This window comes from Actinoplanes sp. NPDC051851 (assembly GCF_040681165.1).
Classification (GTDB): domain Bacteria; phylum Actinomycetota; class Actinomycetes; order Mycobacteriales; family Micromonosporaceae; genus Actinoplanes.
This window is the reverse complement of sequence record NZ_JBFAYF010000002.1, coordinates 1-13226: the sequence shown is the minus strand read 5'-3', so window position 1 is coordinate 13226 and position 13226 is coordinate 1. Positions and strand designations below refer to the sequence as shown.

The window sequence follows — 13226 nt, the reverse complement described above, 5'->3', positions numbered from 1 at the left end:
ACTGGTTCCGGTCAGGACGCTATGGTGAGCGGCGTGCTGCGCCAGGTCACCGCGATCAGATACGTCACCCCGCTCCGTGAGGGCGGCTCACTGCCGGGCGTGGTCGAGGCCGACGACTTCGGTACGTACGTGGTGAAGTTCCGCGGTGCCGGCCAGGGCCCGAAGGCGCTGGTGGCCGAGGTGATCGCGGGTGAACTGGCGCGGCGGCTGGACCTCCCGATGCCGGACCTGGCCCGGGTCGAGCTGGATCCGGTGGTGGCCCGGGCCGAGCCGGACGAGGAGGTCCAAGAGCTGATCAAGGCGAGCGCGGGCCTCAACCTCGGCATGGACTTCCTTCCCGGAGCGCTCGGGTACGACCCCAACGCGCACCCGGTGGAGGCACGCCTGGCCAGCCGGGTGCTCGCGTTCGACGCGTACGTGGAGAACGTGGACCGGTCGTGGCGGAACCCGAACCTGCTGATCTGGCACGGCGGGCTCCGGCTGATCGACCACGGCGCCACGCTCTACTTCCACCACGACTGGGCACGCGCGGAGAAGGTCGTGCACCGGGCGTACCCATGGGACGACCACGTGCTGAAGCCGTACGCGACCGAGCTGGCGACCGAGGGCCCGGCGCTGGCCGCGCTCCTCACCGCCGGCCTGATCGACGAGGTGCTCGGGCTGGTACCCCCGGAGTGGCTCGACGACGGCGACCGGGACGCCTACCTGGACCATCTCGTGCGCCGCGCGGCGCGTCCGGAGGCGTGGCTGCCGTGAAGCCGGTCCCGTACGAGTACGCGATCATCCAGGCCGTCCCGCGGATCGAGCGCGGCGAACTGATCAACGTCGGGGTGCTGCTCTACAGCCAGCGGCACGACTACCTCGCCGCGCGGACCCACCTGGACGAGGCGCGGCTGCTGGCGCTGGACCCGGGCGCGGACGTGGACGCGGTACGGCGGGCGCTGGACTCCTGGGACACCACCTGCCAGGGCGGCGGGGCGCCGTCCGGGATGCGGCTGGGCGAGCGGTTCCGCTGGCTGGTCGCGCCGCGCAGCACGATCCTGCGCGCCGGCCCGGTCCACATGGGACTGGCGGCCGACCCCGCCGCCGAACTCGACCGCCTGCTCACCCTGCTGGTCCTATAACGAGAGCTTGAAGCCCGTGTGTGAGGCGGTGAAGCCGAGGCGCAGGTAGAAGCGGTGGGCGGCCTCGCGGCGGTGGTCCGAGGTCAGCTGGACCATCCGGCAGCCGCGTGCCCGGGCCTGGTCGAGGGACCAGCGGACCAGCCGCTCGCCGAGGCCCCGGCCGCGCAGGTCGGCACGGATCCGGACGGCCTCGATCTGCATGCGCTCGGCGCCGCCGCGGCTGAGACCGGGAAGGTACGTGAGCTGGCAGGTGCCGACCACCTCGCCGGCGAGCTCCGCGACGATCAGCTCGTTGCGCGGGTCCTCGTCGATCGCCTCGAAGGCGGCCCAGACCCCGGCGTCGACCTCCTCGGGGACGATGCCGAAACCGCGCTCGCGGGTGATGTCGTCGTCGGCGAGCAGGCCGAGGATCGCCGGGACGTCCGCCCTCGCCGCGACCCGGAAGGTGATCACTTCGCCGGGCAACGCTTGCCCTCCGCCGGGACGGTCAGATCGATCAGGTAGCCGTCCACGGCCTGGGTGATGCAGGTGGTGGACGGGTACGCCGTGTGGCCCTCGCCCTCCCAGGTCAGCACGTGCCCGACGCCGAGCATGGTGGCCAGGTCGGCGGTGTTCTCGTACGGCGTGGCCGGGTCGCCGGTGGTGCCCACCACCACGATCGGCGGCGCGCCCTCGGCCTTGCCCGCCGGGTACGGATCCCGCTCACCCGGCCAGTAGGTGCAGGGCAGCATCCCCACCGCGATCGCGGCGCCGAAGAGCGGGTACTTCTTGCGCCACTCGGTCTGCAGCGTGCGCACCTGCTCGGCGGTGGGCGCGTCGTCGGCGTCCGCGCAGTTGACCGCGAGGTTGGCGTCGAACAGGTTGGTGTAGCTGCCGTCCGCCTTGCGCTCGGTGTACTGGTCGGCCAGCTCGAAGATGCCCTTGGCGTCGCCGGACTGCAGGCCGTCGATCGCCTGGGCCAGCGTGGTCCAGCCGGACTCGGTGTAGAGCGACGAGATCAGACCGATGAAGATCCAACCCGAGGTCGCCGTACGGCCGTCCGAGTTCGTGACCGGGGAGGACTCCGCCTTCGCCATCGCGTCGGTGATCGCGCCGCGTGGATCGGCCGAGATCGGGCAACTCCCCGGCGTCTTGGTGCACCAGGCGGAGAAGTTGGAGAAGGCCCGTTCGAAGCCCTTGGCCTGCTCCTCGGAGCCGGCGATGTACGACTCGGTCGGGTCGACCGCGCCGTCCAGCACCATGGCCCGGACGTTCTGCGGGTAGAGCTGGGCGTAGGTGGCGCCGAGCAGTGTCCCGTACGAGAAACCGAGGTAGCTGAGTTTGGTGTCACCGACCGCGGTGCGCAGCGCGTCCATGTCCCGGGCGGTCTGCTCGGTGGAGAAGTACTTCAACTGATCGCCGTACTTCGCGCCGCACGTCTCGGCGATCCGCTTGTTCAGCGCGGCGACCTGGTTGAACTCGGTGGTACTGACCGGGTCCGGGTCGGCGCCGAAGCTGGCGTCCTGGTCGGCGGTGCTGATGCACTTCACCGGGCTGGACCGGCCGACGCCGCGCGGGTCGAAGCCGATGATGTCGAACCGGTCGGTGATCTCGGTGGGCAGGCCGCCGAGCGCCTCGCCGAACGAGAGGTAGACCGCGAGGTCGATGCCGGAGCCGCCGGGGCCGCCGGGGTTCAGCAGCAGCGAGCCGATCCGGTTCTTCTGGGTGGCCGAGCGGATCCGGATCATCGCGACGTCGTACGTCTCGCCGGCCTTCGGGCTGGACCAGTCGCGCGGCACGGCGACCGTCGCGCAGTCGTAGGTCATCCCGGTGGCGCCGCGGCCGACCAGTTCCTGCGGGATCTCCGGGCAGGAGCTCCACTGTGCCAGCGTGCCGGGGACGGATGCGCTGGCCGTACCGCTGCCGCTGGAGGTGGCCGGTTCGTCGGCCCCGTCCGGCGCGAAGGCGGGCAATGTGCACCCGGCGACGGCCACGACCACGGCGGTGAGGAATCCGGCGACCGGACGTGAACGACGAGGCACCACGCGAGCCTAGCCGGTCCGCGCTCAGCGCCCGGCCAGCACCTCACTGAGATCGAATCGCACCGGGTGCTCCAGTTGCTCGTAGGTGCAGGTCGCCGGGGTGCGATCGGGACGCCAACGTTCGAACTGGGCGGTGTGCCGGAAGCGGATGCCCTCCATGTAGTCGTACCGGACCTCGACCACGCGCTCCGGCCGCAGCGGGGTGAAGGAGAGGTCCTTACCGTTGTTCCAGCGGCTGACCTCGTTCCTGCGCGGGGTGCGTTCGCCCTGCTCGTGGGCGGCCCAGTTCCAGGGGTGGCCGTCGAAGCCGGTGACCAGCGGCTGCAACTCGGCGAAGAGCTCCTCGCGCACCTTCATCGGGAACGAGCCGATGACGCCGACGCTCACCAGCACGCCGCGCTCGTCGTGGAGACCGAGCAGCAGCGAGCCGATGCGGTTCTCCGCCGATTTGTGTACGCGGTAGCCGGCGACGACGCAGTCCGCGGTGCGCTTGTGCTTGATCTTCGACATGACGCGCTTGTCGGGCTGGTAGAGCAGGCCCGGGTCCTTCGCGATGAGCCCGTCCAGACCGGCGCCCTCGAACTCCTCGAACCACCGCCGGGCCGTCGCCGGATCGCTGGTGGCCGGGGTGATGTGCACGGGTGGCCCGGCCGCCGCGAGCGCCTGCTCGAGACGCGCGCGCCGCTGCGCGAACGGCAGGCCGGTCAGGTCCTCGTCGCCGACGGCCAGCAGGTCGAAGGCGACGAAGCTGGCCGGCGTCTGCTCGGAGAGCAGCCGCACCCGGCTGGCGGCGGGGTGGATCCGCTGCTGGAGCGCCTCGAAGTCGAGGGTGTTCCGCTCGATGTCGGCGACGATCACCTCGCCGTCGATCACCGCCCGGTCCGGGAAGTTCGCCAGCACCGCCGCGACCACCTCGGGGAAGTAGCGGGTCATCGGCTTCTCGTTGCGGCTGCCGATCTCCACCTCGTCCCCGTCCCGGAAGACGATCGACCGGAATCCGTCCCATTTGGGCTCGTAGACCTGCCCGGGCGGGATGTCCGCGACCGGCTTGGCGAGCATCGGCTTGACCGGCGGCATGAGCGGTAGCTGCATGGCTCTCGATCTCCCCCTCTTTCCGTGCTTGTCGTTCTTTCCGTGCTTGTCGTTCCTTCAGAGCTTGTCTTTCCTTCAGAGCTTGAGGTCGCGGTTCTTCGACGGCTGGACGCGTTTGGGTTCGCCGGGCATCTTCGGGTGGTCGGGCGGGTAGGGCAGGTCGCCGAGGCCGGACCTCTCGTCGCGGGCGGACCACTCCAGCAGCGGGGTGATGTCGTGCGGGGTGTCGTCGATGCCGGCGTGCGGGTCGCCGACGGTGGACAGGCGCTGCGGGACGGTCCGCAGGTCGAAGTCGTCGGGCTCGACGTCGGGGAGCTCGGACCAGGTCACCGGTGTGGAGACGGTGGCGCGCGGGTTGGCGCGCAGCGAGTACGCGCAGGCGATGGTGCGGTCGCGAGCGGTCTGGTTGAAGTCGAGGAAGACGCGGTCGCCGCGCTCCTCCTTCCACCACGCCGTGGTGATGGCGGCCGGGTCGCGGCGTTCCACCTCGCGGGCCAGGGCGATGGCGGCCCGGCGGACCTGGATGAAGTCCCAGCGCGGGGCGATCCGGACGTAGACGTGGACGCCGCGGCCGCCGGAGGTCTTGGGGTAACCGGTCCAGCCCAGTTCGCCGAGGATCTCGTGGACCACGGCGGCGGCCGCGGTGACGTCGGCGAAGGTGCGGCCGGGCTGGGGATCCAGGTCGATGCGGAGCTCGTCGGGGTGGTCCGGTGCGGAACCGCGGACCGGCCACGGGTGGAAGACCACGGTGCCCATCTGGGCGGCCCACGCGACGTGGGCCAGGTCGGCCGGGCAGAGCTCGTCGGCCGTACGGGAACTGGGGAAGGTGATCTCGGCGGTGTTGATCCAATCGGGGACACCGCGGGTGGGTATGCGCTTCTGGAAGAACATCTCGCCCTCGATGCCGTCCGGGAAACGCTGCAATGTGGTGGGACGGTCCCGCAGGGCGCGCAGGATGCCGTCGCCGGCGGCGAGGTAGTACTCGAAGACGTCCCGCTTGGTGTATCCCCGGGCCGGGAACACGATCTTGTCGGGGCTGGACAGCCGCACGGTACGCCCGGCGACCTCGATCTCCTGCGCGGCGGCTTTCGGCATGTCACGACGATATGCCGTACGGCCGGTACGCGTGAGGGCCACCCGACATTACCGGGTGACCCTCACAAATCGGACACGGCGTCGATCAGGCGGTCTTGCGGCGGCGGGTGTACCAGAGAGCCGCGGCCCCACCACCGACCAGCAGGCCACCGAGCGCGAGGGTGCCGGCCAGCGGAGCACCGGTCACGGCCAGCGTGCCGCCCTTGGTCGTGGTCTTGACCGGCGGGACGCGCTCGTCCTGGACACCGGCCGGCGGCACCGCCTTGGTGCCCCCGGTCCCGGTGGGCGTCGGGCTGACCGTCTCGTTCAGCTCGTAACCGCTGTGCCCACGGGTGCCGCCGGTCGGCAGGACCGCGACGGGCGACTCCGACGGCACGGTCGCCGGCGGCGTGGTCGGCGGCGTCGTCACGGGCGTCGAGGCGGGCGGCGGGGCCGTGGTGTCGTCGACCGTCGGGTAGCCGCCGTCGCCGCCCCGGTCGCCCGGGCTGGCCACGACGGCGGGCTTGCCACCCTGGTCGGAGACGTCGGGCGACGCGGTGGCCGGCGACGCGAGGGCGAGGGTGGCGAAGACGGTGATACCGGCCGCGGGCAATCCGGCGGCCAGCCGGCGCACATTGCTCATGAGGGAGTATCCGTTCTGTTGCTTAATGGTCTATTGCATGGTCGCACGGGAGCTTAGCGGGGATTGCCCGTTTTACCCGCAAAACACCCCCGGCGGGTCATCAACTCGGAAGACCACCGAATCGGTGACTTCGCCACAAATGCGACAAAGCAAACACCTTCAGCTCGAACTGGGGATCTGCGGCAAAAAGTCCGCCGCTGTACGGCGCGTGCAACTGCACGCTGGCTCCGGAGTCCAGGTAGACGGAGACCACGTTGCGGCGCCCCCGGCGCTCGGCGCGCAGATCGACGACCCGGCTCCACGGCGCCTCGCCCTCCTCGAGTAGCGAGGACGTGCGGATGCCCCGGGAACCCACCTCCACACCCGTACGCCGGCCGGAGACGAGCCCGAGGGCCACGCCCAGCAGGAGCGGCGCCAGGGCCAGCGTCAGCCAGGCCCACGCCGGCGGGGCGGACGGTCCCGGCCAGGCGAGCGCGGCGATCACCCCCGTCGCGAGACTCGCCAGGGAGCTCAGGGCCCCGAGGTAGAGGCCGTGGCCGAGGGCCTGGCGCCGGGTGGGCCGGAACGTCGGGGAGGAGGCTTCCATAGACGGCTCAACGGCGCGGACCCGCCGGTCGCCGGACCGCCGGTGCGACGGAGTACGACGTACGGTTGACGGCATGGCAACCGACGAGACCACCCTGCCCACGACCGAGGACGAGTGGCGCATCCGGCTCAGCCCGGACGAGTTCCGGGTTCTCCGGGAGGCGGGCACGGAGGCGCCGTTCAGCGGCGAGTACGTGGACACGAAGACCGAGGGGATGTACGACTGCCGGGCGTGTGGCGCCCCGCTCTACCCGAGCGACACCAAGTTCGACAGCCACTGCGGATGGCCGTCGTTCGACGACGCGATCCCGGGCGCGATCAAGGAGATCGAGGACGCCAGCCTCGGGATGGTGCGTACCGAGATCCGGTGCGCGCGCTGCGACTCCCACCTGGGCCACGTGTTCCGCGGTGAGGGCTTCACCCCGAAGAACACCCGGCACTGCGTGAACAGCCTGTCGATCAGGCTCGACCCGAGGTAACCGGCCGCGAGGCCGGCGCCTCGTCGCCGGTGTCGAAGGCGACCAGGAACCGCGGCCGGTTCTGCGTGGCGGCGTAGATCCGGCCGACGTACTCACCGAGCATGCCGAGGCAGACCAACTGGACCGCGCCGAGCAGCAGTATCGCCACGTAGAGCGAGGTCCAGCCCGGGACGGTGAAGCCGAAGCCCCAGGCGGCCAGGCCGCTGACGATCAGGCTCAGGCAGACCACGAAGGTGACCATGCCGAGCCAGGTGGCCACCCGCAGCGGTGCCGCCGAGAAGCCGGTCAGGCCGTCCAGGCTCAGCCCGACCATCTTGCCGAGCGGGTACTTCGTCGCGCCGGCGACCCGCTCGCCGCGAACGTACGTCACCTCGCCGCTCGCGAAGCCGAGCGAGGGCACCACCAGGCGGTAGACCGGGCGCTGCTCCGGCAGGTCGTTCAGGGTGTCCACCACCGGGCGGCTCATCAGCCGGAAGTCGCCGGCCTGGCTGGACACCCAGGGGCCGGCCATCCGGCGCATCAGCCAGTAGAACAGCCCGGCGGTCCGCCGTTTGAAGACCGTGTCGGCACTGCGGTCGCCGCGCACGCCGTAGACCACGTCGAGGTGCTCGGCGCGGGCCTTGGCCAGCATCTCGCCGATCACCTCGGGCGGATCCTGCAGATCGGCGTCGATGCTCACCACGTACGCACCGGAGGCCGCGCGCAGCCCGGCGGCGAGCGCGGCCTGGTGACCGACGTTGCGCCGGAGCTTCACCACGCGCAGCTGGGCCCAGTCCGCACGCAGCTCCAGCAGGCGCGAGACGGTGCCGTCGGTGCTGCCGTCGTCGACCGCGACCACCTCGTAGCCGACCCCGAGCCCGTCGAGCACCGGGCGGAGGCGGGCGGCGAAGTGGTCCAGCGCCTCCCGCTCGTCGTACATGGGAGAAACCACGGACAGCGTCACCGGCATCGTCATCCACTCCCCGGCACTCGGCGGGCCCCCCGATGCGGCGAGACTAGCCAGGCCGGGTTAAAGCAAGACGTCCGTACTGCGTCACGCGGCGGAACGAGTGAGATCCTGAACCCGGTAGCGGACCCCGCCCGGCGCCTCCTGCCAGGGCGTCTCCGCGGAGACCACCCATTCGGGCCCGAGCTCCGGCGCGTGGGTGTCGCCCTCGACATCGAGATCGATCAGCGTACGCACCACGTGCCCGGCCCGCGGGAGGAAGAGCGCGTAGATCTCCGCCCCGCCCATCACCCAGTACTCCTCGCCGGCGATCCCGTCCGGCCCGGCGACCACGTCGGCGCCCTCGGCGGACCAGCCGGGATCGCGGGTGAGCACGACGTTGCGGCGCCCCGGAAGCGGCCGGACCCGGGCGGGCAGCGAGTCCCAGGTGACCCGGCCCATCACCACGGTGCCGCCGAGCGTGCGCTCCTTGAAGAGCCGCTGCTCCCCCGGGATCCGCCAGGGGATCTCCCCCCGGTGGCCGATGACACGCCCCCGCGCCTCGGCCCAGATCAGGTGGACCGTCACACCGCCACCGGGGCCTTGATCAACGGGTGGTGCCGGTACCCGGCCACGGTGAAGTCCTCGTACCGGTAGTCGAAGAGGCCCGGACGCTCGGCGATCTCCACCTCGGGGAACGCGTACGGCTCCCGGCTCAGCTGCTCGGTGACCTGCTCCACGTGGTTGTCGTAGATGTGGCAGTCGCCGCCCACCCAGATGAAGTCGCCGGGGACGAGACCGGCCTGGGCCGCGATCATCCGGGTCAGCAGGGCGTAGCTGGCGATGTTGAACGGCACGCCGAGGAAGAGGTCGGCGCTGCGCTGGTAGAGCTGGCAGGAGAGCTTGCCGCCGGCCACGTAGAACTGGAACATCGCGTGGCAGGGCGCCAGCGCCATCTCGTCGAGCTGGCCCACGTTCCAGGCCGAGACGATCATGCGACGCGAGTCGGGGTTCGTCCGGAGCGTGTCCATGATTTCCGAAATCTGATCGATATTTCGGTCTTTATCCGGCCAGGAACGCCACTGATAGCCGTAAACAGGGCCCAGCTCCCCGGCATCGGACGCCCATTCGTCCCAGATCGTCACGCCCTGGTCGCGCATCCACTGGACGTTGGTCTCTCCGCGGAGGAACCAGAGCAGCTCGACGGCGATCGACTTGAAGTGCACCCGCTTGGTAGTGATCAGCGGGAAGCCCTGCGACAGGTCGTACCGCAGGCGCTCCCCGAAGAGGCTGCGGGTACCGGTGCCGGTACGGTCGCTCTTCGGCGTACCGTCCCGCAGGACTCTTCGTAAGAGATCTTCGTACTGGGTGTCGACGGGCATGGCCGCCACCGTACTCTACCTGCTGAGCTTCCCCGCAATTCCGACAATTCGCCCAGCAAGATGATCCAGCGCGGCGTACTGGGCGTCGCCGAGTGGGGTGTCGTTGGTCCCACCGGTCACGTGCGAGACGCCGTACGGGTTCCCGTCGGAGAACTTGAGCGGGTCGGTGTACCCGGGCGCCACCACGATCCCGCCGAAGTGGTAGATCGTGTTGTAGAGCGCGAGCAGGGTCGACTCCTGGCCGCCGTGCTCGGTCATCGAGGCGGTGAACCCCGCGTACGCCTTGTTCGCCAGCAGGCCCTGGCCCCACTGCGGCCCGAGCGTGTCGATGAACTGCTTGAGCTGGCTGGAGACGTTGCCGTACCGGGTCGGCGTACCGAAGAGCACCGCGTCCGCCCAGACCACGTCGTCGGCGGTCGCCCTCGGCTCGTTCTTGGTCCGGTCGAAGTGCTGGCTCCACGCCGCGTTGGAGGCGATCGCCTCGGCGGGAGCGAGCTCGGCGACCTGGCGCAGGCGCACCTCGGCACCGGCCTTCTGCCCCGCCTCCTCCAGCCTGCGTGCCATGGCGTGGATGGTGCCGGTCGACGAGTAGTAGACGATCGCCAGTTTGACGTCTGCCACGTTTCCCCCTCAGGGACGGCTGCTGACTTGACGGGTCAAGCTCATCCCCTGGACGGGCCGCGTGAAACGTTTATAGGTGGAGTTCGCTGCCCTCCGGGTCGTCGAACCAGACGCCGCCGGTGGCCAGGTAGCGGAACTCGTACCGGCCGGGGTCGAGTGGGACGCTGACCGAGCGGGTGCCGTTGCGGCGTGGCTGGAGCTCGTGCCGGCCCGGTTCCCAGTCGTTGAACGTGCCGACCACGCTGACCGTCCCGTCCGCCGCGTCCGCCGGGACGCTGAAGGTCACCCGTGTCTTGTTGCCGAACAGCCTGCTCTTTTTGATCACATTCCTACAACAGCACAAGACCGCGACCGGTTAGCGTGAAGAGCAATAAGCTGTGCCGATGCATCCGGTTCCGCACGACGAGTTCCGGGTCGCGTCCTTCCGCGACCTGGACACCACCACGTTGTACGCCATCCTCAAGCTCCGGGTCGACGTGTTCGTCGTGGAGCAGGAGTGCCCCTATCCGGAGCTGGACGGACGGGACATCGAGCCCGGCACCCGGCACCTCTGGGTGGAAAAAGACGGAGATATCCGGGCGTACCTGAGAATCCTCCGCGACGAGCACGCGGAGCGGATCGGCCGCGTCATCACCGTCAAGCAGGCCCGGGGAGAGGGACTGGCCGGGCGCCTGATGGCCCAGGCGCTGGACGTGATCGGCAACCGGCCGAGCGTCCTGGACGCCCAGGCGCACCTGACCGGGTTCTACGGAAAATTCGGATTTGAGGAAGCCGGCCCCGCATACCTCGAGGACGGCATCCCCCACATCCCGATGATCAGGGCAGAGCCGCGACCAGCTCGGTGACCGACCGGCGGCGACCGGTGTAGAACGGCACCTCTTCCCGCACGTGCCGCCGCGCCCGCGAGGCCCGCAGGTCCCGCATCAGGTCGACGATCCGGTGCAGCTCGTCGGCCTCGAACGCCAGCATCCACTCGTAGTCGCCGAGCGCGAACGAGGCGACCGTGTTGGCCCGGACGTCCGGGTATCCGCGGGCCTGCCGGCCGTGCTCGGCGAGCATGTCGCGGCGCTCCTCGTCGGGGAGCAGGTACCACTCGTACGACCGGACGAACGGGTAGACGCAGATGTAGGGCCGCGCCTCCTCGCCCGCCAGGAACGCCGGGAGGTGACTCTTGTTGAACTCGGCCGGCCGGTGCAGCGCCATCTGCGACCAGACCGGGGTCAGGTGCCGGCCCAGCGCGGTACGCCGGAACAGCGAGTACGCCTCCTGCAGGTTGTCCGGGTCGCTCGAGTGCCACCAGACCATCACGTCCGCGTCGGCGCGCAGGCCGGAGACGTCGTACGTGCCGCGGATCGTCACGTCCTTCGACTCCAGCTGACCGAAGAGCGTGTCGACCTCGCCGGCCAGCTCGTCGCGGAGGGCCGGCAGCGGGGTGGACGCCCGGAAGACCGACCACATGGTGTACCGGATCGTGGCGTTCAGCTCGTTGATCCGAGCCGCGTTCGTCTGCTCGCTCATGCTTGTCCTGCCTCCAAATGACTGCTCACATCGTCCGCCGCCCGCTCTCCGCTGGCCACACAGACGGGGATGCCGACCCCGTCGAAGGCCGCGCCGGCGAGCGCGAGGCCCGGCGGCAGCGCGGCCCGGGCCGCCACGATCCGATCGGAGTGACCCGGCGCGTACTGCGGCAGGCCGCCTCCCCAGCGCTGGATCCAGGACGCGTCCGGGGACGGCAGGTCCACACCGGCCAGCGCGCTCAGCTCCCGGTGTGCCCGGACCAGCAGCGCCGCGTCGTCCCGCTGGAGTCGTTCCTCCTCGCCGGCCCGCCCCAGCGAGGCCCGCACGATCACCGGGCCGTCCTCGCGGCTCAGGTGCGGCCACTTGCGGGTGACGAAGGTCGCGGCCTTGACCAGCGTCCCCTCACCGGGCGGCACCAGGAATCCGGAGAGTTCGGGCAGCCGGGTCCCGGCGGGCAGCGCCATGCCGGCCAGCGCCACACTCGCGTAGTCCAGCTCGCCGACCGCGGCCGAGGCCTCCGGGGACACCTCGCTCAGCAGTCGCGCGGCGGGTCTGGCCGGCACCGCGAGGATCACCGCGTCGACCTCGGTCTCCCGCGGCTCCGGGGCCGGGCCGAGGATCAATTTCCAACCGTTTCGGGTACGCGTGAGCTCCCGTACCGCAAGTCCGAGGCTGATCACCGCGCCGCTCGCCGCGGCGGCGGCGCCCACCAGCCGGGTCATCCCGCCGTCCACGGCCGCGAAGACCGGTCGTCCCGGCACCCGCTTGCTCTGCGCCTGGGCGGCCCGCACGGCGTCGCGCAGGGTGTGCTCGGTCTCGGCGGCGCGGGCCAGCTGGGGCATGGTGACCCGCAGCGAGAGACGGTCGGCCCGGCCCGCGTACACCCCGCCGAGCATCGGGTCGACCAGGCGGTCCACCACCTCGGCGCCGTACCGGGAGCGGACCAGCTCGCCGACCGCGACATCCTCGCCGGGCGCCAGCAGGGGCCGCCCGGTGTCCCGGTCGGCGTCCTCCTCGGGCAGCGCCACACCGTCGAGCGTGGACAGGTCACCGGGGACGCCGACCAGGGTGCCGGCCGGGATCCGGGTGAGGTGCCCGCCGATCGAGAGGGCGGCCGGCTCCGGCGCCGGGTGCACCAGCACGCCGTCGAGGCCGAGGCGCCGGGCCAGGGCCACGGCCGCGGACTCGCCCCCGTCGGGAGCGCCGTTCAGAAAGGACTCGGCGCCGCGCTCGACCCGCAGGCCGGCCAGCTCGCCGGTCCGCAGCTTGCCGCCGAGGGCGCCGGACTGCTCGTACACGAGGATCTCGGTGTCCTCGGGCGTCAGCTCCCGCAACCGCACGGCGGCGGCGAGCCCGGCGATGCCTCCACCGATGACCGCGATCCGCTTACCCACGCCTCCACCCTCCCAGGCCCGTCCACGCCCGCTGGTCCCGGGGTTGGCCACTGTGAGCTTGCCGCCCACCGTCCGGGGGGCGCCTCACTCCCGGTGCGGCACCCCGGAACACCGCCCGGCCCCGCACACCGTTTCGCAGCCCGGCCGGTGCGGCTCCCGACCGGACCGAAACGAATCCTGCCCCACCCCTCCCGGCCCGATCAGGGCCGAAAGTCCTCTCCAGCATGGTTGCAGCGCAACGAAAGTCGCATTTCGCCCGTCGTTGTCGAGGGCTCCGAAAACGGCAAGCGAAGCGGGGCCGGGTTTGGGGGCCCGGGCCCCCACCACCCCGGGGGGGGGAGGCCCCCCCGGGCGGGGGGCGCCGCGGG

Annotated in this window: 17 protein-coding genes; 4 read left to right on the top strand and 13 right to left on the bottom strand. The window is 71.0% G+C overall.

Translation table 11 applies throughout. The features are described 5' to 3' along the window. The first annotated feature begins 33 nt into the window (after positions 1-33). Complete coding sequence (locus tag AB0M08_RS02590) at positions 34-756, top strand: HipA family kinase (protein ID WP_364487220.1); 723 nt, start codon at positions 34-36, stop codon at positions 754-756. Then, positions 744-1124, top strand: a complete 381-nt coding sequence (locus AB0M08_RS02585; RefSeq protein WP_364487218.1) for a DUF3037 domain-containing protein — start codon at positions 744-746, stop codon at positions 1122-1124. The genes AB0M08_RS02590 and AB0M08_RS02585 overlap by 13 nt, the downstream gene beginning before the upstream one ends. On the opposite strand, the gene AB0M08_RS02580 is transcribed toward AB0M08_RS02585, so the two are convergent. The 6 genes from AB0M08_RS02580 to AB0M08_RS02555 form a co-directional block, all read right to left on the bottom strand. After that, complete coding sequence (locus tag AB0M08_RS02580; protein WP_364488000.1) at positions 1119-1574, bottom strand: GNAT family N-acetyltransferase; 456 nt, start codon at positions 1572-1574, stop codon at positions 1119-1121. The two genes, AB0M08_RS02585 and AB0M08_RS02580, sit on opposite strands and share 6 nt — an antisense overlap. Continuing rightward, entirely contained in the window at positions 1574-3145 is a 1572-nt protein-coding gene (locus tag AB0M08_RS02575; protein WP_364487215.1) for an alpha/beta hydrolase, read from the bottom strand. Before AB0M08_RS02575 ends, AB0M08_RS02580 begins: the two co-directional genes overlap by 1 nt. A gap of 24 nt (positions 3146-3169) precedes the next feature. Then, positions 3170-4237: an ATP-dependent DNA ligase gene (locus AB0M08_RS02570; RefSeq protein WP_364487212.1), complete on the bottom strand. Its 1068-nt coding sequence runs from the start codon at positions 4235-4237 to the stop codon at positions 3170-3172. A 75-nt stretch (positions 4238-4312) separates the two neighbouring features. Continuing rightward, positions 4313-5332, bottom strand: coding sequence for a non-homologous end-joining DNA ligase (ligD, locus tag AB0M08_RS02565; RefSeq protein ID WP_364487209.1), 1020 nt, complete (start codon positions 5330-5332; stop codon positions 4313-4315). An 85-nt stretch (positions 5333-5417) separates the two neighbouring features. Then, positions 5418-5954 carry a hypothetical protein gene (locus tag AB0M08_RS02560; RefSeq protein ID WP_364487206.1) on the bottom strand — a complete coding sequence of 179 codons (537 nt, stop codon included), beginning with the start codon at positions 5952-5954 and terminating at the stop codon, positions 5418-5420. Positions 5955-6054: 100 nt separating this feature from the next. Beyond that, positions 6055-6540: a hypothetical protein gene (locus tag AB0M08_RS02555; RefSeq protein ID WP_364487203.1), complete on the bottom strand. Its 486-nt coding sequence runs from the start codon at positions 6538-6540 to the stop codon at positions 6055-6057. A gap of 73 nt (positions 6541-6613) precedes the next feature. Here AB0M08_RS02555 and msrB point away from each other — a divergent pair, with 73 nt between their 5' ends. Continuing rightward, positions 6614-7018: a peptide-methionine (R)-S-oxide reductase MsrB gene (msrB, locus tag AB0M08_RS02550; RefSeq protein WP_364487200.1), complete on the top strand. Its 405-nt coding sequence runs from the start codon at positions 6614-6616 to the stop codon at positions 7016-7018. Here the strand turns inward: msrB and AB0M08_RS02545 are convergent. From AB0M08_RS02545 to AB0M08_RS02525, 5 genes are all read right to left on the bottom strand, one after another. Continuing rightward, positions 6999-7967: a glycosyltransferase family 2 protein gene (locus AB0M08_RS02545; RefSeq protein WP_364487997.1), complete on the bottom strand. Its 969-nt coding sequence runs from the start codon at positions 7965-7967 to the stop codon at positions 6999-7001. The genes msrB and AB0M08_RS02545 overlap by 20 nt on opposite strands. Before the next feature lie 84 nt (positions 7968-8051). Further along, positions 8052-8531: a dihydrofolate reductase gene (locus AB0M08_RS02540; RefSeq protein ID WP_364487197.1), complete on the bottom strand. Its 480-nt coding sequence runs from the start codon at positions 8529-8531 to the stop codon at positions 8052-8054. Then, positions 8528-9325 (bottom strand): thymidylate synthase, encoded by a 798-nt coding sequence (locus tag AB0M08_RS02535; protein WP_364487194.1) that lies wholly within the window; start codon positions 9323-9325, stop codon positions 8528-8530. The genes AB0M08_RS02540 and AB0M08_RS02535 overlap by 4 nt, the downstream gene beginning before the upstream one ends. Before the next feature lie 15 nt (positions 9326-9340). Further along, a complete protein-coding gene (wrbA, locus tag AB0M08_RS02530; protein ID WP_364487192.1) occupies positions 9341-9946 on the bottom strand; it encodes an NAD(P)H:quinone oxidoreductase type IV in 606 nt (201 codons plus the stop codon). Between the two features lie 70 nt (positions 9947-10016). Then, complete coding sequence (locus AB0M08_RS02525; RefSeq protein ID WP_364487189.1) at positions 10017-10271, bottom strand: isoamylase early set domain-containing protein; 255 nt, start codon at positions 10269-10271, stop codon at positions 10017-10019. A 58-nt stretch (positions 10272-10329) separates the two neighbouring features. Between AB0M08_RS02525 and AB0M08_RS02520 the strand changes: the two genes are divergently transcribed. Next, positions 10330-10791 (top strand): GNAT family N-acetyltransferase, encoded by a 462-nt coding sequence (locus tag AB0M08_RS02520; RefSeq protein ID WP_364487186.1) that lies wholly within the window; start codon positions 10330-10332, stop codon positions 10789-10791. Here the strand turns inward: AB0M08_RS02520 and hemQ are convergent. Continuing rightward, on the bottom strand, positions 10763-11464 hold the full coding sequence (gene hemQ, locus AB0M08_RS02515; RefSeq protein WP_364487183.1) for a hydrogen peroxide-dependent heme synthase: 702 nt from the start codon (positions 11462-11464) through the stop codon (positions 10763-10765). The two genes, AB0M08_RS02520 and hemQ, sit on opposite strands and share 29 nt — an antisense overlap. Further along, a complete protein-coding gene (hemG, locus tag AB0M08_RS02510; protein ID WP_364487180.1) occupies positions 11461-12858 on the bottom strand; it encodes a protoporphyrinogen oxidase in 1398 nt (465 codons plus the stop codon). Before hemG ends, hemQ begins: the two co-directional genes overlap by 4 nt. Positions 12859-13226: the final 368 nt, after the last annotated feature.

Bases quoted from the DNA above. Each gene is read 5' to 3' on its own strand.
- hemQ (WP_364487183.1), bottom strand. From the start codon at position 11,464: ATGAGCGAGCAGACGAACGCGGCTCGGATCAACGAGCTGAACGCCACG.
- AB0M08_RS02545 (WP_364487997.1), bottom strand. From the start codon at position 7,967: ATGCCGGTGACGCTGTCCGTGGTTTCTCCCATGTACGACGAGCGGGAG.
- AB0M08_RS02560 (WP_364487206.1), bottom strand. From the start codon at position 5,954: ATGAGCAATGTGCGCCGGCTGGCCGCCGGATTGCCCGCGGCCGGTATC.
- AB0M08_RS02520 (WP_364487186.1), top strand. From the start codon at position 10,330: ATGCATCCGGTTCCGCACGACGAGTTCCGGGTCGCGTCCTTCCGCGAC.
- AB0M08_RS02535 (WP_364487194.1), bottom strand. From the start codon at position 9,325: ATGCCCGTCGACACCCAGTACGAAGATCTCTTACGAAGAGTCCTGCGG.
- ligD (WP_364487209.1), bottom strand. From the start codon at position 5,332: ATGCCGAAAGCCGCCGCGCAGGAGATCGAGGTCGCCGGGCGTACCGTG.
- AB0M08_RS02555 (WP_364487203.1), bottom strand. From the start codon at position 6,540: ATGGAAGCCTCCTCCCCGACGTTCCGGCCCACCCGGCGCCAGGCCCTC.
- msrB (WP_364487200.1), top strand. From the start codon at position 6,614: ATGGCAACCGACGAGACCACCCTGCCCACGACCGAGGACGAGTGGCGC.
- AB0M08_RS02570 (WP_364487212.1), bottom strand. From the start codon at position 4,237: ATGCAGCTACCGCTCATGCCGCCGGTCAAGCCGATGCTCGCCAAGCCG.